The organism is Methylibium sp. T29, assembly GCF_000576205.1.
GTDB lineage: Bacteria > Pseudomonadota > Gammaproteobacteria > Burkholderiales > Burkholderiaceae_C > Methylibium > Methylibium petroleiphilum.
The window spans coordinates 24,274-40,567 of the sequence record NZ_AZND01000007.1; the positions used below are offsets into that span (position 1 = coordinate 24,274).

The window sequence follows — 16,294 nt, forward strand, 5'->3', positions numbered from 1 at the left end:
GGAGCCGCAGCGGCTGCCGGTCTGGCGCTCCCCTGCCCACCGATGAAACCCGCCCTGCGCCTGCAACTCGACCGCTACGTCCGCCGTCTCGCCGAGCTCGATTCGCTGCTCGCCGATCCCGCGGTGATGCGGGACGCCGGCGGCTTCCGGGCTCTGAGCCGCGAACACGTCGAGGTGTCGGGCATCGTCGAGCGCCAGCGCCGCCACGCCCAGCGTGAGCGCGACCTGGCGGCCGCCGCGGAAATGGCCTCGGACCCGGAGCTGGCCGCCATGGCCGCGGAGGAAGCCGCGAGCGCGCAGGCCGAGCTCGATCGCCTGGCCACCGAGCTGCAGCGCCTGCTGTTGCCGCGAGACCCGGACGATGCGCGCTCGGTGTTCCTGGAGATCCGCGCCGGCACCGGCGGCGATGAATCGGCCCTGTTCGCCGGCGACCTGCTGCGGATGTACACCCGCTACGCCGAGCGCAAGGCTGGCGCGTCGAGCTGCTGTCGGCGAGCGACAGCGAGCTGGGCGGCTACAAGGAGGTCGTGGCGCGCATCGAGGGCGACGCGGTGTTCGGTCACCTGAAATACGAATCCGGCGGCCACCGCGTGCAGCGCGTGCCCGCTACCGAGACGCAGGGCCGCATCCACACCAGCGCCTGCACCGTCGCCGTGCTGGCCGAGCCCGACGAAGCGCAGGAGGTGACGCTGAATCCGGCCGACCTGCGCATCGACACCTACCGCGCCAGCGGGGCCGGCGGGCAGCACGTCAACAAGACCGACTCGGCCGTGCGCATCACCCACCTTCCGACCGGGCTGGTGGCCGAATGCCAGGACGACCGCTCGCAACACCGCAACAAGGCCAAGGCCATGGCGGTGCTCGCAGCCCGCCTGCGCGACAAGGACCGGCTGGAGCGGCAAGCCAGGGAAGCAGCCACACGCAAGAGCCTGATCGGCAGCGGCGACCGCAGTGACCGCATCCGCACCTACAACTTCCCGCAAGGGCGACTCACCGACCACCGCATCAACCTCACGCTCTACCAGCTCGGCGCAATCATGGACGGTGACCTCGACCCGGTCGTGAAGGCGCTGGTAGCGGCGCGCGAGGCCGAGTTGCTGGCCGAGCTGGAAATCGGCTGAGGATGAGCTGCCCAGTGCCGCCCCCCGACAGCGTCGCCGCCGCGCTGCTGGCGGCCCGCGAGCGCGGCATCGACCGGCTCGACGCGCAGTGCCTGCTCAGCGCGGTTCTCGCACGCCCCCGCAGCTGGCTGCTGGCGCACGCGGACGAGGCTCTCGATCCCCAGGCAGCCCGTCACTACGACGCCTTGCTGGCGCGCCGCGCTGCTGGCGAACCCTTGGCCTATGTGCTGGGCGAGAAGGAGTTCTTCGGCCTGAGCTGGAGGTGACGCCCGATGTCCTGATCCCCCGCGCCGATACCGAGACCCTGGTGGAATGGGCGCTCGAGCTGCTGCCCTGCAATGTCGAGACTGCCGTGGCCGACCTTGGCACGGGAAGCGGCGCGATCGCGCTGGCGCTGGCCGCGCGACGCCCCACGTGCCGTGTGACCGCCGTGGACGCCAGCTCGGACGCCCTCGCGGTCGCCGAGCGGAACGGCGGCAGACTTGGCTTGGCGGTCGAATGGCGGCTCAGCGACTGGTTCTCGGCCCTCGAAGGCCGCCGATTCGCGCTGATCGTCAGCAATCCGCCCTACATCGCCGATGGCGACTGCCACCTCGATGCCCTGACACATGAACCGCAGCGTGCGCTCACCTCCGGACCTGACGGCTTGGCAGCGATCCGTCACATCGTTGCGAGCGCCGCGAGCTTCCTGACAGCGGGCGGCTGGCTGCTGATCGAGCACGGCTATGACCAAGCCGAGGCGGTCCAGGCTTTGCTCGGCGTGGCGGGCTTCGAGCACATCGCCATCCGGCATGACCTGGGCGGCCAGCCACGCTGCTCGGGCGGTCGCTGCCGCGACTGAGCCTGGGAGGGCCCCGGCCCCGGTGCGCGGACCGTGCGAAAGATCGCACCGCCACGTGCGTGCCTGTTGCGATCCGACGACCCCGATCCCACAAACCGTCGCAGCGGCGTAGGATCGATTTTCGGAAGGCCCGGATGCAATGCCCGGCGCTTTCCCGGTCTGCCCGAGGAGCTCGCCATGCCTGTGTGCCGCACCTTGTTCCGCCCGACACTGCCCCTGGTCTTCGTGATGGCGGCGGGCGTCACGCCCGCCTGGAGCGGCGAACCCATCACGTCCTCCCCCCACGCCGGTGGCCTCGGACTGCGCGGCAGCGACAGTATCTGGCCCCGTTGGCAAGGCCGGCTCGGACTCATCAGCGGCAGCCCAGCGGCCTTGGCCGGCGGGCGCTACGACCCGGGGCTGGACACCATCACCGCCTACGGCGGGGAACGTCCGCAACAGAGTCTGAGCCTGTTCGGCGACTATTACTTTTTTCAGCGAGGCATCGCCGGCGCAGGCTACAGCGGTGGGCTGCGTGCCACCGGCGGGCTGATCTACGGACCGCGTAGCGCAGCATGGTCCTCGCTGCCGTCAGGCCTGACGGCATTGAGCGGCAGCTTCAGCGCGGTGCGACGCAACTTCAGCCTCGCGAACCCAGGGCTGGGCACGGAGGAGGGCAACAGTTCGGTGCCTTATGTGGGCGTGGGTTACACCGGGCTGCAGTCCTTGCGCGCCACCGGTGGCGGCTGGGGCTTCAGCGCCGACGTCGGTCTGGTGGCGCTGCAACCGCGCTCGGCCGTGCGCTTCGGCCAACAGGGCCTGAGCGACAGCCTGCGCGATCTGCAACTGAGTCCGTTGCTGCAACTCGGCGCCTCATACTCATTCTGACCCGGGTGGGGATTTGCCGCGGCGGCGGCCGACAGCGGCCCGCTTTGCCGTATAACCGCGGCTGTTTCCGAATTCTTGCCGCGAGCCATCATGACCCAGACCACCTCCTCCGACGTCCAGCAGCGCATCGACCAGTTGGTCAAGTCCCACCGCGTGGTGCTGTTCATGAAGGGCAGCGCGCAGTTTCCGATGTGCGGCTTCTCGGGCCGCGCCGTGCAGATCCTGAAGGCCTGCGGCGTCACCGACCTGGCCACGGTGAACGTGCTCGAGGACGACGGCATCCGCCAGGGCATCAAGACTACGCCAACTGGCCCACGATCCCGCAGTTGTATGTGAACGGCGAGTTCGTCGGTGGCTCGGACATCATGGCCGAGATGTACCAGTCCGGTGAACTGCAGCCGCTGTTGAGCACCCAGGCCTGAGGCCCCGCTCCGCACGGCCACCGTCCTGGCCGCCGTCGTCCTGCCTCGCAGGACGACCCTTCACCTGAAGGTACAGCACATGACCCGACGCCTCGTGGTCGGCATCACCGGAGCGACCGGCGCGGTCTACGGCACACGCTTGTTGGCACGCGCTCGCGCGCTGGGCGCCGAGACGCACCTCGTCGTGACGCCGGCCGGCGTGCTGAACGTGCATCACGAACTCGGCCTGGACCGGCAGGCGCTAGAAGCGCTGGCCGATCACGCGCATGCGCCCGGTGACATTGGCGCCTGCATCGCCAGCGGCAGCTTCGCGACCGCGGCCATGGTCATCGCGCCGTGTTCGATGAAGTCGCTGGCCGCCATTGCGCATGGCTTCGGCGACAACCTGCTGACGCGCGCTGCCGACGTGACGCTGAAGGAGCGACGCCGGCTTCTGCTGCTGGTGCGCGAAACACCGTTCAACCTGGCACATCTGCGCAACATGACCGCGGTGTCCGAGATGGGCGGCATCGTGTTCCCACCGTTGCCGGCCTTCTACCACCGGCCGGCGAGCATCGACGAGCTGGTCGACGACACGGTGGAACGAGTGCTCGGCCTGCTGGGGCTCGACGCCGCGACGCCCAGGGCGTGGTCGGGTCTCTGAGGTTCGGAGCCGCTCAGCCGGGCTTGTATTCCCACCGCTTGCGCGCGGCGAACACGGCGTTCGGATACTCGGGGCGGCCGCGACTGCCGTTGTAGCGGCCCAGCGCGAGGTACAGGTCACCGCGCTCGCGGTCGAGGTAATGCCGCAGGATCACGCAGCCGAAGCGCAAGTTGGTCTGCAGATGGAACAGACGGCCGACGTCGCCATCGCCGATGGTTCGCATCCAGAACGGCATCACCTGCATGTAACCGCGCGCGCCGGCCACCGACACCGCGTACTTGCGAAAGCCACTCTCGACTTCCACCAACCCCAGTACCAGCCCCGGATCGAGTCCGGCGCGGCGGCTTTCATACCAGAGGGTTTCGAGGAACTCGACGCGCGTGAGGTGTTCGGCCTTGCGCTTCTGCAAACGCTGGCTCATCGCACCAAGCCAACGCAGGTAGGCGAGCCGTTCCTCGGTGCTGGCGAAGCTCGGGCGCGGCGGTGCCCCGCGAGAGACCGCCGCGGACAGCGCGGTGCGCACCGCATCAGCCAGAGGCTCCTCGATCTGCGATCCGGCACGGGCCGGCGCGGGCGACAGGCCTGCGGCGAGGCCCAGGCCAGCGAACAGGACGAGCCGGCGGGTGCCCTGCATCAGTCGCGCAAGCGCGCACGCAACTGCGCGACCACCTCGCGACTGCCAGCTTGCCGGCCTCGGCCTCCTGCCGGCCCTGCAACTCGACCTGCCCCTCCTTCAGCCCGCGGTCCGAGATCACCACGCGCTGCGGAATGCCGATCAGTTCCCAATCGGCGAACATGGCACCGGGACGCTCACCGCGGTCGTCGAGCATCACGTCCATGCCGAGTGCCTGCAGTTCGTCGTGCAGAGTGTCGGCGGCCTGCCTGACCTCGGCCGAACGGTCGTAACCGATCGGGCAGATGACCACCTCGAAGGGCGCGATCGCGGTCGGCCACACGATGCCTCGCGCGTCGTGGCGCTGCTCGATCGCCGCGCCGAGGATGCGCGTGACGCCGATGCCGTAGCAGCCCATCTCCATCAGCCGCGGCTTACCGGTCTCATCGAGGTAGGTGGCGTTCATCGCGGCGCTGTACTTGGTGCCGAGGTAGAACACGTGGCCGACCTCGATACCACGCTGGATCGCCAGCACGCCCTTGCCGTCCGGCGAAGGGTCGCCCACGACGGCATTGCGGATGTCGGCCACGAGGTCGGGCTCGGGCAGGTCGCGGCCCCAGTTGACGCCGGTGTAGTGGAAGTCGGCGTCGTTGGCGCCGCAGACGAAGTCGCCCATGTGCGCCACCGTCCGGTCGGCGATCACACGCACCGGCTGCTTCAGGCCGATCGGTCCCAGGTAGCCCGGCTTGCAGCCGAAGTGCGCATCGATCTCACCGACGGTCGCGAAGCGAAAGCCCGCCTTCAGGCCTGGCAGCTTGCCGGCCTTGACCTCATTGAGCTCATGATCGCCCCGCACCAGCAGCAGCCAGACGGTGGTCTTGACGATGTCGCCGCCGTCATTGCGATCGTCAGTCGCCAGCACCAGCGATTTCACTGTCTGCGTCAGCGGCAGATTCAGCAGGGCCGCCACATCGGCGCAGGTCGCCTTGCCGGGCGTCGGCGTCTTGGTCAGCGGCTGAATCGGCACCGGCCGTTGCGCGGCGAGCGGCAGACACTCGGCCAGCTCGATGTTGGCCGCGTAATCGCTGGTCGGGCAGTAGACGATCGCATCCTCACCCGTCTCGGCGATGACCTGGAACTCGTGCGAGCGGTCGCCACCGATCGCGCCGGTGTCGGCCGCCACCGCACGGTAGCTGAGGCCGAAACGGTCGAAGATGCGTCCGTAGGCAGCGTACATCGCGTCGTAGCTCCTGCCGGCAGCCGCTTCATCACGGTCGAAGGAGTAGGCATCCTTCATGGTGAACTCGCGCCCGCGCATCACGCCGAAGCGCGGCCGTCGCTCGTCACGGAACTTGGTCTGGATGTGATAGAAATTCTTCGGCAGCTGACGGTAGCTGCGCAGTTCCTGCCGCGCGATGTCGGTGACGACCTCCTCGCTGGTCGGCTGGATGATGAAGTCGCGGTCGTGGCGGTCCTTCACGCGCATCAGCTCGGGCCCCATCTTCTCGAAGCGACCGGTCTCCTGCCACAGCTCGGCCGGCTGCACCACGGGCATCAGCAGTTCGACGGCGCCCGCCCGGTTCATTTCCTCGCGGATGATCGCCTCGACCTTGCGGATCACGCGCAGCCCCATCGGCATGTAGCTGTAGATGCCGGCTCCGAGCCGCTTGATCATGCCGGCGCGCATCATCAGCTTGTGGCTCGTGATCTCGGCATCGGCCGGTGCTTCTTTCAAGGTGGAGACGAAGAACTGGGAGGCTTTCATGGCGTCGGCCGGGGCATGCGAGAGGGAGGCTGCGTGATGAACTGAGGGAGCGATGCCGCCGGGCCGACCCCGCAACCTGGGGCGGAGCGGGCTTGCATCGCGGAAGCCCGGTGCAATAATGAATTCAAGACTGAATTCGAGGTTTCATTATGCTCGACCGTGAAGGCTTCAGGCCCAACGTCGGCATCGTTCTGCTCAACTAGCGGAACCAGGTGTTCTGGGGCAAACGCATACGCACCCACTCCTGGCAGTTTCCGCAAGGCGGCATCAAGTACGGTGAGACGCCCGAGCAGGCGATGTACCGTGAGCTGCACGAAGAAGTGGGCTTGCAGCCCGAGCATGTGCGCATCCTGGCGCGCACGCGCGATTGGCTGCGCTATGAGGTGCCCGACCACTACATCCGCCGCGAGGCCCGCGGTCACTACCGCGGCCAGAAGCAGATCTGGTTCCTGTTGCAACTCACCGGCCGCGACAACGACATGAACCTGCGCGCCTGCGACCATCCGGAATTCGACGCGTGGCGCTGGAACGAGTACTGGGTACCGCTCGAGGTGGTGATCGACTTCAAGCGCGATGTCTACCAGATGGCGCTAACCGAACTGGCGCGCTTCCTGCCACGCGCCAACCACCACAACCGCTACCTGCGCTCGGGCATGCGGGCGCACCGGCGTGAGGACGAAGAGCGCTCCAACGGCGAGGCGCCCATGGAAGCCGCCGACGGTGAGACGACGCCCGAAGGTCCGCGCTGAGGCTCTGCGTCGGCGTCAGCGGTGCCGGCGGTTGAGCAGGCTCAGCCCCACAGCCACCGCCACGAGCGCCACCAGCAACTCGACGCCCACCGGCTCCTCCAGCAGGCCGGCGGCGAAGGCCGCGCCGAACACCGGCGTGAGGAACACGAAAGCCTGCACCTTGGTCGCCGGATAACGCGTGAGCAACCCGAACCACAGCAGATAACTGGCGAAGGTGACGATCACCGCCTGATAGAACAGCGAGCCGATGGCCAGCGCGCTCCAGGCGGCCGGCCAGGGCGCGCCGCTCACCCAGGCAGCCGCCGGCGACAGCAGCGCCGAAACAAGCAGTTGGTAGGCCAGCGTCTTCTCGGGCGCAGCATGGCGCAGCGAACTGAAGCGGATGATCACAGTGGTCAACCCCCACAACGCCGCCGCAACGAGGATCAGCGCATCGCCCAGCCACGGCCAACCGTCCGCTCGAGGCGCAGGCTCGGCAAACGCGAAAGCGACCCCACCGAAGGCGATGGCCAGGCCGAGCGCCTGCAGGGGCCGCAGCCGCTCGGCCGGCACCAGCCACGCGAGCACCAGGGCAACGACGAACGGCGAGGTGTTGATGAACACGACTGACCGGGCGGCCGTCGTGTACTGCAAGCCGACGAAGATGCACCCGAATTCGATGGCGAACAGCAGGCCGGCGAGCAGGCCGGGCCACAGCGTGCCGTCACGCCAGTGCCAGGGAATGCGGCGCCAGCGCATCCAGGCCAGGACCAGCACCAGGGCGACCACGCTGCGAACGGACAACTGGATCAGCGACCCGACCTCGGGCAGCGCGGCCTTGATGGCGACTTGGTTCAATCCCCAAAGCGCGCAGCAGCAGACCAGCGCCAGAGCCGCCGGCGCATCGATGCGCGCGGCGCGGGGTTCGCGCTCCGTCGTCACGCGGGGTGCTCCGCACCGCGTCGGGAGCACCGGATGCGGGGGATTCGGGGACAGCCAGAGCGCAGACGCAAGAGTTCTCGTCAGGCCAGCACGAGATTCGTGCGGTGGATCATCTCGGGCTCGTTGCTGTAGCCCAGCAGACTCTCGATCTGTGACGACGGCTTGCGCGCGATCAGCCGCGCCTCGCTGCTCGCGTAGTTGGCCAGGCCCCGCGCGATTTCGATACCGACCTGGCTCCGAACCGCGATCACGTCGCCTCGCACGAACTCGCCCTGCACCTCGACCACGCCGATCGGCAGCAGACTCTTGCCTTCGTCGCGCAGCTTGGCGACGGCGCCGTCGTCGATGACGACCGTGCCGCGCATCTGCAGGTGGTCGGCCATCCACTGCTTGCGCGCCGCGAGCTTGGCAGTGCGAGCGACCAGCAGCGTGCCGATCGCCTCACCGTCAGCGAGTCGCAGCAGCACGTCGGGTTCACGACCCCAGGCGATAACGGTCGAGGCCCCGCTGCTGGCGGCACGCTTGGCGGCCAGCACCTTGGTGATCATGCCGCCACGCCCGAGGCTGGAGCCCGCACCACCTGCCATCCGCTCGAGTTCCGGCGTTCCGGCGACAGCCTCACCGATGAACCGGGCCTGCGGGTCCTTGCGCGGATCGGCGGAGTACAGGCCAGGCTGATCGGTCAGGATCACCAGCGCATCAGCGTCGACGAGGTTGGCGACCAGTGCGCCCAGCGTGTCGTTGTCGCCGAACTTGATCTCGTCGTTGACGACCGTGTCGTTCTCGTTGATGACCGGGATCACCTTCAGTGACAACAGGGTGAGCAGGGTCGAGCGTGCGTTCAGGTAGCGCTCGCGGTCCGCGAGGTCGGCGTGCGTCAACAGCACCTGCGCGCTGCCGATGCCATGCTCCGAAAGCTTGCTCTCGTACATCTGCGCCAGCCCCATCTGTCCGACGGCGGCAGCGGCCTGCAACTCATGAATCTCCTTCGGTCGCGCGTTCCAGCCCAAGCGCTTCATGCCTTCGGCGATCGCGCCGCTGGACACCATCAGCACCTCGCGCCCCTGACCCGCCAGCGACGCGAGCTGGCGGCACCAGTTGCCGATCGCGGCGGCATCGACACCGCGCCCCTCGTTGGTCACGAGGCTGGATCCGACCTTGACGACGATGCGCCTCGCTCCACGCAGCACTTCGGACATGCGGCCTCTACTCTCTCGGTCCGAAACAGGCGCGCTTCAACGGAAGCGCGGGTCATCCGCCTGCGGTGCAAAGCGGGGCTCGTCATCGCTCTCGTCGGCCTCGGGCTCGGCGAAGCGCACGTCGGGATCGACATAGTGGGTCTGATAGCTGGCCACGTGCTGGTAGATCGCCTGCACCAGCGTCTCGCAGCCCTCGCGCGTCAGCGCCGAGATCTCGAAGACCGGCCCCTTCCACTTGAAGCGCTTGACGAAATCCTTCACGCGCGCGGCACGCTCCTCGGCCGGCACGACGTCGAGCTTGTTGAGTACCAGCCAGCGCGGCTTGTCGTACAGCGCCGGGTCGTACTTCTTCAACTCGGCGACGATCGCCTTCGCCTGTGCGACCGGATCGGTGTCGTCGAACGGCGCCATGTCGATCATGTGAAGCAGCAGCCGGGTGCGCTGCAGGTGACGCAGGAAGCGGTGGCCCAGCCCGGCGCCCTCGGCCGCTCCCTCGATCAACCCGGGCACGTCGGCAACGACGAAGCTCTGCTCCGGTCCGACGCGCACCACGCCAAGGTTGGGATGCAGCGTCGTGAAGGGATAGTCGGCAATCTTCGGCCGGGCGTTCGAGATCGCGCTGATCAGCGTGGACTTGCCGGCGTTCGGCATGCCCAGCAGGCCCACGTCGGCGAGCACGCGCAGTTCCAGCTTGAGCTTCTTCTGCTCGCCGGGCCAGCCCGGTGTCTTCTGGCGGGGCGCGCGGTTGGTGCTGGTCTTGTAGTGAAGGTTGCCGAAGCCGCCGTCGCCGCCCTTGGCGATCAGGATGCGCTCGCCCGGCTCAAGCAATTCGGCGACCGGCGCGCCGGTCTCGGCATCGCTGATGATGGTGCCCACCGGCATGCGCATCACGATATCTTCTGCGGCCGCGCCGAACTGATCGGAACCGCGGCCGTGCTCACCATGGCGGGCCTCGTGTCGCCGAGCGAAACGGAAATCTATCAGGGTGTTGAGGTTCCGGTCGGCCACTGCGTAGACGCTACCGCCACGCCCGCCATCGCCACCGTTCGGACCGCCGAATGGGATGAACTTCTCGCGCCGAAAGCTCACGCAGCCGTTGCCGCCGTTGCCGGCGATCACGTCGATGTAAGCCTCGTCAACGAATTTCATGGGGAATGCCTGTTGCTCGAACGAGCCAGTGAGATGTTATCTGGAGCTCTGCAACGAAAAAGCCCCGGCGGGCCGGGGCTTCGTCGCGGCGCCAAGCGCGCTGTCAAACGGGATCGATCGCCACCGTGCGGCGATTGCGCTCGCCCTTGACGGCGAAGCTCACCTTGCCGTCGACAAGCGCGAACAAGGTGTGATCCTTGCCGATGCCCACGTTGCTGCCCGCGTGGAACTGCGTGCCACGCTGACGGACGATGATCGAGCCGGCCTGCACGGCCTGGCCGCCGAAAGCCTTGACGCCGAGCATCTTCGGTTGCGAATCGCGGCCGTTCCGGGTGGAACCGCCACCTTTTTTCTGTGCCATTTCCTAACTCCTTCTCGGTTGCCGTGTCAGCCGTTCACCGTGCTGATTTCCAGCTCGGTGAAGTTCTGGCGGTGACCCTGCCGCTTCTGATAATGCTTGCGGCGACGCATCTTGAAAATGCGCACCTTGTCGTGCCTGCCGTGGGCCACGACCGTGGCCTTGACAGTCGCGCCGGCAACCAAGGGAGTGCCAACTTTGAGGTCCGCGCCGCTTCCGACGGCGAGCACCTGGTCGATCACGATCTCTTGGCCAACGTCCGCAGCAATCTGTTCTACTTTGATTTTTTCGCCGGCAGCAACCTTGTACTGCTTGCCACCGGTTTTTATGAGCGCGTACATATCAGCCCTTTCACTCGAATGACCCGCCTCGGTGCCTGCCGGCCCCCAGACGGTCCCTGCGAAATGCGCAGAGCCTGAGATTGTAGCATCGCTCGGGAGGTCGGCATGCACCGGGTACGCTGGGCGCCCTGAGCCGCAGGTCGCGCGCGATCCCCCTCCCTATAATCGAAACGCTCGAAATTCCTCGAGTTCCTCCTCCTTCAGCGTGACTGCCGTCTCGAACGTCTCCGGGTCGACACTTTCCTTCGCAGACCTGGTCGCCGCCGACATGGGCGAGGTCGATGCGTTGATCCGGCGCCGACTGGCTTCGGATGTCGCGCTGATCAACCAGATATCGCACTACATCATCAGCGCCGGTGGCAAGCGGTTACGTCCAATGCTGGTGCTGTTGTTCGCGCAGGCACTCGGCTTCCGGGGTCCGGAGCGCTTCGAACTGGCGGCGACGGTCGAGTTCATCCACACCGCGACCTTGCTGCACGACGACGTCGTCGACGAGTCCGCGCTGCGGCGCGGACGTGACACGGCCAATGCGCGTTTCGGCAATGCAGCGAGCGTGCTGGTTGGCGACTTCCTTTATTCGCGCGCCTTCCAGATGATGGTCTCCGTGAACCGCATGAGGGTTCTGGAAGTGCTGGCCGACGCCACGAATGTGATCGCCGAGGGCGAAGTCCTGCAGTTGATGAACATGCACGACCCCGACCTGTCCATCGACGACTATCTCCGGGTGATCCGGTTCAAGACGGCCAAGCTGTTCGAGGCCAGCGCTCGGCTCGGCGCCATGCTGGCCGACGCCTCCCCCGGCGTCGAAACCGCGTGCGCCGATTACGGGAGGGCGCTGGGCACCGCATTCCAGTTGGTCGACGACCTGCTGGACTATGAAGGCGCCACGTCGGCACTGGGAAAGAACATCGGCGACGACCTGCGGGAAGGCAAGCCGACGCTGCCCTTGCTGGTGGCCATGACGCGAGGGACGCCGGCGCAAAGGGACGTCGTGCGTGCGGCCATCGAGCAAGGCGAGGTGCAGCGCCTGCCGGAGATCATCGAGATCGTCCGATCCACCGGCGCCTTGGAGGCCACCAGGGAAGTGGCGCGCGCCGAGGTCGCCCGAGCCTGCGAAGCCTTGTCGGTCCTGCCAGACTCGCAGTACCGCGAAGCTCTGCTACACTTATGTGCTCAGTCGACAGAGCGTTCCTCGTGAACCGTTGACCTGAGCAGTCAGCATCGATCTGACCCAATCGGGGTGTAGCTTAGCCTGGTAGAGCGCTACGTTCGGGACGTAGAGGCCGGAGGTTCGAATCCTCTCACCCCGACCATCTTCTGACAGGTTTTGCCAACACAGTCGTGGCGTCTGCACGGCATCGCGTGGTGGATGCTCACATCCGCGGACCTCGGTCGTTTACAGGGCCGCATGAATCGGCGATCATGATTCGGTTGCAGCCCTGACTTCGCCGATTGCCCTGTGGATACCCTCGCCGATGCCCCGCAGAGTTCGCTGTCCGGCGTCGCGCGCGTGCTCGTGCACGCGGGCAAGCTCAACGTCAAGACCGCCGAAGATCTGGTCCGCAGCGCCAAGGAGCAGAAGCGCAGCTTCATCTCGGCGGTCCTGAGCGCTGGCGCCGTCAACCCTTCGGATCTTGCCCATACGCTGTCCAGCGTGCTGGCGATGCCCTTGCTCGATCTGGCGGCGGTCGATCCGCAGCGCCTGCCTCGCAACGTCATCGATGCCAAGCTGGCCACCCAATATCAGGTATTGGTGCTGGGCAAGCGCGGCAACCGCCTCTTCATCGCCGGGGCCGACCCCACCGACCAGGAGGCCGCTGAACGCATCAAGTTCGCAACGCAGCTGACGCCCGAGTGGGTGATCGTCGAGCACGACAAGCTGTCCCGGCTCGTCGATGCAGCTACGACAACGGCCAGCGAGTCTCTCGAGTCGCTGGTCGCCGGTGATTTCGAGTTCGACGTCACCGAGGAAGACACCAGCGCATCCGACGCCGCCGAGGTCACCACCGACGTCGAGGACGCACCGGTCGTTCGCTTCCTTCAGAAGATGCTGATCGATGCGATCAACGCACGAGCCTCCGATCTGCACTTCGAGCCGTTCGAATACAACTACCGGGTCCGCTTCCGCGTCGATGGCGAACTGCGCGAGATCACGCAACCGCCGATTGCCATCAAGGACAAGCTCGCCTCCCGCATCAAGGTGATTTCCCGGCTCGACATTGCCGAGAAGCGCGTGCCGCAGGACGGCCGCATGAAGCTCAAGTTCGGCAGCAAGGCGATTGATTTCCGGGTCAGCACCCTGCCCACGCTGTTCGGCGAGAAGATCGTGATCCGTATCCTCGACCCGTCGAGTGCCAAGCTCGGCATCGAGGCGCTCGGCTACGAGAAGGTCGAGAAAGACCGCTTGCTGGAAGCCATCAAGCGCCCCTATGGCATGGTGCTGGTCACCGGTCCCACAGGCTCCGGCAAGACGGTGTCTCTGTACACCTGCCTGAACATCCTGAACCAACCCGGCGTCAATATCTCCACGGTGGAGGACCCGGCCGAAATCAACCTCCCGGGCGTCAACCAGGTCAACGTCAACGACAAGGCAGGACTGAACTTCTCGGTCGCCTTGAAGGCCTTCCTGCGGCAGGATCCGGACGTCATCATGGTCGGCGAAATTCGCGATCTCGACACGGCGGACATCGCCATCAAGGCGGCGCAGACCGGGCACATGGTGATGAGCACGCTGCATACCAACGACGCGCCGACGACGCTGACCCGCCTGATGAACATGGGCGTCGCGCCGTTCAACATCGCCTCCAGCGTGATCCTGATCACGGCGCAGCGGCTGGCGCGCAAACTCTGCGAGAACTGCAAGGCGCCGGCCGATTACCCTCGCGAGGCGTTGCTTCGCGCCGGCTTCGCTGAATCGGACCTGGATGGCAGTTGGAAGCCCTATCGTGCCGTCGGCTGCTCCAGTTGCAGCAATGGCTACCGGGGGCGTGTCGGCATCTACCAGGTCATGCCGATCAGCGAAGAGATCCAGCGCATCATCCTGACGCAGGGCAATGCGGTCGACATCGCAAAGCAGGCACAGCAAGAGGGCGTGCGCGATTTGCGTCAGTCGGGTCTGGTCAAGGTGCGAGCGGGTGTGACCACCCTGGAAGAAGTCATCTCGGTCACCAACGAGTAAGCCCATTAGGCGGCGGGGAGAGTCGGAGACACCATGGCCACAGCAGCAACGGCTTCGGCGCGAGACATCAAGGAATTCGTCTTCGAGTGGGAAGGCAAGGACAAGAACGGCAAGGTCGTGCGCGGCGAGATGCGAGCCGGCGGCGAGTCGGTCGTCAGCGCGTCCCTGCGCCGCCAGGGCATCCTCGTCAACAAGGTGAAGAAGCGCCGCATGAGCGGCGGCAAGTCCATCAAGCCGAAGGATATTGCGATCTTCACGCGCCAGATCGCGACGATGATGCGCGCCGGCGTTCCCTTGCTGCAGTCCTTCGACATCGTCGCGCGGGGCAGCACCAACCCTCGCGTGACCAAGCTGCTGACCGACATCCGCTCCGACATCGAGACCGGCACCAGCCTGTCGTCGGCCTTCCGCAAGCACCCGCTGTACTTCGACGCGCTCTACTGCAACCTCGTCGAGGCCGGTGAAGCCGCAGGTATCCTGGAAACACTGCTCGAGCGGCTGGCGACCTACCAGGAGAAGACGCTCGAGATCAAGCGCAAGATCAAGTCGGCGCTGATCTACCGGTGGCCGTGCTGGTGGTGGCTTCGTGGTCGTCGCGGTCATCATGATCTTCGTGATCCCGGCCTTCAAGGAAGTCTTCACGTCCTTCGGAGCCGACCTCCCGGCCCCGACGCTGTTCGTGATGTCCATGTCCGAGATCTTCGTCAGCTACTGGTGGCTGATCTTCGGCGTCATCATCGGCGGCACCTACTTCTTCTTCGAGTCGTGGAAGCGATCCGAGAAGATGCAGAAGACCATGGACAGGCTGCTGTTGAAGCTGCCGGTGTTCGGTGATCTGATCTTCAAGTCGGCCGTCGCTCGCTGGACGCGCACGCTCGCCACGATGTTCGCGGCCGGCGTACCGCTGGTCGAGGCGCTCGACTCGGTCGGTGGCGCCTCTGGCAATGCCGTGTTCGCCGAAGCGACGGAGCAGATCCAGAAGGACGTCTCCACCGGCACGGCACTGACCACCTCGATGCAGGCGACCGGCATCTTCCCCGTGATGGTGCTGCAGATGGCTGCCATCGGTGAGGAATCGGGCGCCCTCGATCACATGCTGTCCAAGGCTGCCGAGTTCTACGAGGCCGAGGTCGATGAGGCCGTCAAGGGCCTGTCGAGCCTGCTCGAGCCGATCATCATCGTCGTGCTGGGCACCATCATCGGCGGCATCGTGGTCTCGATGTACCTGCCGATCTTCAAGCTCGGCCAGGTGGTCTGAGCACGCCCGGAGGCATGTCGTCCGACCTGCAGGGCGTGCTGCTGTCGCCCTGGGCTCTGGGGCTGCTCGGGCTGTGCATCGGCAGCTTTCTCAACGTCGTCATCCACCGCCTGCCACAGATGATGGAGCGGGCCTGGCGACTCGAAAGCGCCGAGCTGCTCGGGGTCACGGCCCCAGAATCTCCCGCGCTCACGCTGGCGAAACCCGCCTCGCGCTGCCCGCAATGCGGTCATCGCATCCGCTGGTTCGAGAATGTCCCGGTGCTGAGCTGGCTGCTGTTGCGCGGACGCTGCTCAGCCTGCAAGACGCCGATCTCTCCGCGCTATCCTCTCTTCGAGATCGCGACAGGGCTGTTGTTCGCCTCGCTGGCCTGGCGTTTCGGCGCGCAACCGACGGTGCTGGCCTGGTGCGCCTTCGTCGCCGTCCTGCTGGCACTGTCCGGCATCGACTGGGACACGACGCTCCTGCCCGACAGCCTCACCTTGCCACTGCTCTGGGCCGGCTGGTGGCTGCCGCGCTCGGCTGGACGCTGCCGCTCTCGACGTCCGTCTGGGGCGCGGTGTTCGGTTATTTGTCGCTGTGGTCGGTGTACTGGCTGTTCAAGCTCACGACTGGCAAGGAAGGCATGGGCGCGGGCGACTTCAAGCTGCTGGCCGCCCTCGGTGCCTGGCTCGGATGGCAGATGCTGCTTCCCATCGTGCTCGGAGCTTCGTTGATCGGTGCCATCGTCGGCATCGCCATGAAGCTGGCTGGCGCTCTGCACGAAGGTCGCTACGTGCCCTTCGGCCCCTTCCTGGCCGGTGCCGGACTGGTCGTCCTGTACGCAGGCGCCGAGCGCGTGATGGGCTGGCTCGGCTGGGCCTGAGGCT

The 16,294-nt window shown here is 66.5% G+C and carries 11 protein-coding genes, 1 tRNA gene and 6 pseudogenes; 11 read left to right on the top strand and 7 right to left on the bottom strand.

The genetic code is table 11. The features are described 5' to 3' along the window. The first annotated feature begins 42 nt into the window (after window positions 1-42). From prfA to x551_RS02460, 5 genes and pseudogenes are all read left to right on the top strand, one after another. Window positions 43-1,121 (top strand): annotated as a pseudogene (gene prfA, locus x551_RS23215) (peptide chain release factor 1). 2 nt (window positions 1,122-1,123) lie between these two features. Further along, window positions 1,124-1,962, top strand: a pseudogene (gene prmC / locus x551_RS02445) (peptide chain release factor N(5)-glutamine methyltransferase). A 177-nt stretch (window positions 1,963-2,139) separates the two neighbouring features. Further along, complete coding sequence (locus x551_RS02450) at window positions 2,140-2,829, top strand: hypothetical protein (protein WP_036229620.1); 690 nt, start codon at window positions 2,140-2,142, stop codon at window positions 2,827-2,829. A gap of 90 nt (window positions 2,830-2,919) precedes the next feature. Further along, a pseudogene (gene grxD / locus x551_RS02455) lies at window positions 2,920-3,251 on the top strand (Grx4 family monothiol glutaredoxin). Window positions 3,252-3,330: 79 nt separating this feature from the next. Further along, window positions 3,331-3,894, top strand: a complete 564-nt coding sequence (locus x551_RS02460) for a UbiX family flavin prenyltransferase (RefSeq protein WP_036229617.1) — start codon at window positions 3,331-3,333, stop codon at window positions 3,892-3,894. A gap of 13 nt (window positions 3,895-3,907) precedes the next feature. Here the strand turns inward: x551_RS02460 and x551_RS02465 are convergent, their stop codons facing one another. Continuing rightward, a complete protein-coding gene (locus x551_RS02465; RefSeq protein ID WP_011828118.1) occupies window positions 3,908-4,528 on the bottom strand; it encodes a lytic transglycosylase domain-containing protein in 621 nt (206 codons plus the stop codon). Continuing rightward, window positions 4,422-6,272, bottom strand: a complete 1,851-nt coding sequence (locus x551_RS02470; protein WP_081771185.1) for a proline--tRNA ligase — start codon at window positions 6,270-6,272, stop codon at window positions 4,422-4,424. The genes x551_RS02465 and x551_RS02470 overlap by 107 nt, the downstream gene beginning before the upstream one ends. A 149-nt stretch (window positions 6,273-6,421) precedes the next feature. Here x551_RS02470 and x551_RS02475 point away from each other — a divergent pair. Continuing rightward, a pseudogene (locus x551_RS02475) lies at window positions 6,422-7,021 on the top strand (RNA pyrophosphohydrolase). 15 nt (window positions 7,022-7,036) lie between these two features. Here x551_RS02475 and x551_RS02480 read toward each other — a convergent pair. The 5 genes from x551_RS02480 to rplU form a co-directional block, all read right to left on the bottom strand. After that, window positions 7,037-7,942 (bottom strand): DMT family transporter, encoded by a 906-nt coding sequence (locus x551_RS02480; RefSeq protein ID WP_011828115.1) that lies wholly within the window; start codon window positions 7,940-7,942, stop codon window positions 7,037-7,039. Window positions 7,943-8,022: 80 nt separating this feature from the next. Next, the gene (gene proB / locus x551_RS02485) at window positions 8,023-9,141 is read right to left on the bottom strand and encodes a glutamate 5-kinase (protein WP_036229614.1); all 1,119 of its coding nucleotides are present in this window, start codon (window positions 9,139-9,141) and stop codon (window positions 8,023-8,025) included. 36 nt (window positions 9,142-9,177) lie between these two features. Next, window positions 9,178-10,290, bottom strand: a complete 1,113-nt coding sequence (gene cgtA, locus x551_RS02490; RefSeq protein ID WP_011828113.1) for an Obg family GTPase CgtA — start codon at window positions 10,288-10,290, stop codon at window positions 9,178-9,180. A 103-nt stretch (window positions 10,291-10,393) separates the two neighbouring features. Further along, complete coding sequence (gene rpmA, locus x551_RS02495) at window positions 10,394-10,651, bottom strand: 50S ribosomal protein L27 (protein WP_011828112.1); 258 nt, start codon at window positions 10,649-10,651, stop codon at window positions 10,394-10,396. Between the two features lie 26 nt (window positions 10,652-10,677). After that, window positions 10,678-10,989, bottom strand: a complete 312-nt coding sequence (gene rplU / locus x551_RS02500) for a 50S ribosomal protein L21 (protein ID WP_011828111.1) — start codon at window positions 10,987-10,989, stop codon at window positions 10,678-10,680. 253 nt (window positions 10,990-11,242) lie between these two features. Between rplU and ispB the strand changes: the two genes are divergently transcribed. The 5 genes and pseudogenes from ispB to x551_RS02525 all read left to right on the top strand — a co-directional run bounded on the left by ispB (window position 11,243) and on the right by x551_RS02525 (window position 16,290). Then, on the top strand, window positions 11,243-12,187 hold the full coding sequence (gene ispB, locus x551_RS02505; RefSeq protein WP_129452174.1) for an octaprenyl diphosphate synthase: 945 nt from the start codon (window positions 11,243-11,245) through the stop codon (window positions 12,185-12,187). A 38-nt stretch (window positions 12,188-12,225) separates the two neighbouring features. Next, window positions 12,226-12,302, top strand: a tRNA-Pro gene (locus x551_RS02510). A gap of 146 nt (window positions 12,303-12,448) precedes the next feature. Continuing rightward, window positions 12,449-14,167: a type IV-A pilus assembly ATPase PilB gene (gene pilB, locus x551_RS02515; protein ID WP_036229607.1), complete on the top strand. Its 1,719-nt coding sequence runs from the start codon at window positions 12,449-12,451 to the stop codon at window positions 14,165-14,167. Window positions 14,168-14,200: 33 nt separating this feature from the next. Then, window positions 14,201-15,425: pseudogene (locus x551_RS02520) on the top strand (type II secretion system F family protein). Window positions 15,426-15,439: 14 nt separating this feature from the next. After that, window positions 15,440-16,290, top strand: a pseudogene (locus x551_RS02525) (A24 family peptidase). Window positions 16,291-16,294: the final 4 nt, after the last annotated feature.

Excerpts from the sequence above, each read along its gene's own strand:
- cgtA (WP_011828113.1), bottom strand. The coding sequence starts at position 10,290 with ATGAAATTCGTTGACGAGGCTTACATCGACGTGATCGCCGGCAACGGC.
- x551_RS02460 (WP_036229617.1), top strand. The coding sequence starts at position 3,331 with ATGACCCGACGCCTCGTGGTCGGCATCACCGGAGCGACCGGCGCGGTC.
- rplU (WP_011828111.1), bottom strand. The coding sequence starts at position 10,989 with ATGTACGCGCTCATAAAAACCGGTGGCAAGCAGTACAAGGTTGCTGCC.
- rpmA (WP_011828112.1), bottom strand. The coding sequence starts at position 10,651 with ATGGCACAGAAAAAAGGTGGCGGTTCCACCCGGAACGGCCGCGATTCG.
- proB (WP_036229614.1), bottom strand. The coding sequence starts at position 9,141 with ATGTCCGAAGTGCTGCGTGGAGCGAGGCGCATCGTCGTCAAGGTCGGA.
- x551_RS02470 (WP_081771185.1), bottom strand. The coding sequence starts at position 6,272 with ATGAAAGCCTCCCAGTTCTTCGTCTCCACCTTGAAAGAAGCACCGGCC.
- x551_RS02450 (WP_036229620.1), top strand. The coding sequence starts at position 2,140 with ATGCCTGTGTGCCGCACCTTGTTCCGCCCGACACTGCCCCTGGTCTTC.
- x551_RS02465 (WP_011828118.1), bottom strand. The coding sequence starts at position 4,528 with ATGCAGGGCACCCGCCGGCTCGTCCTGTTCGCTGGCCTGGGCCTCGCC.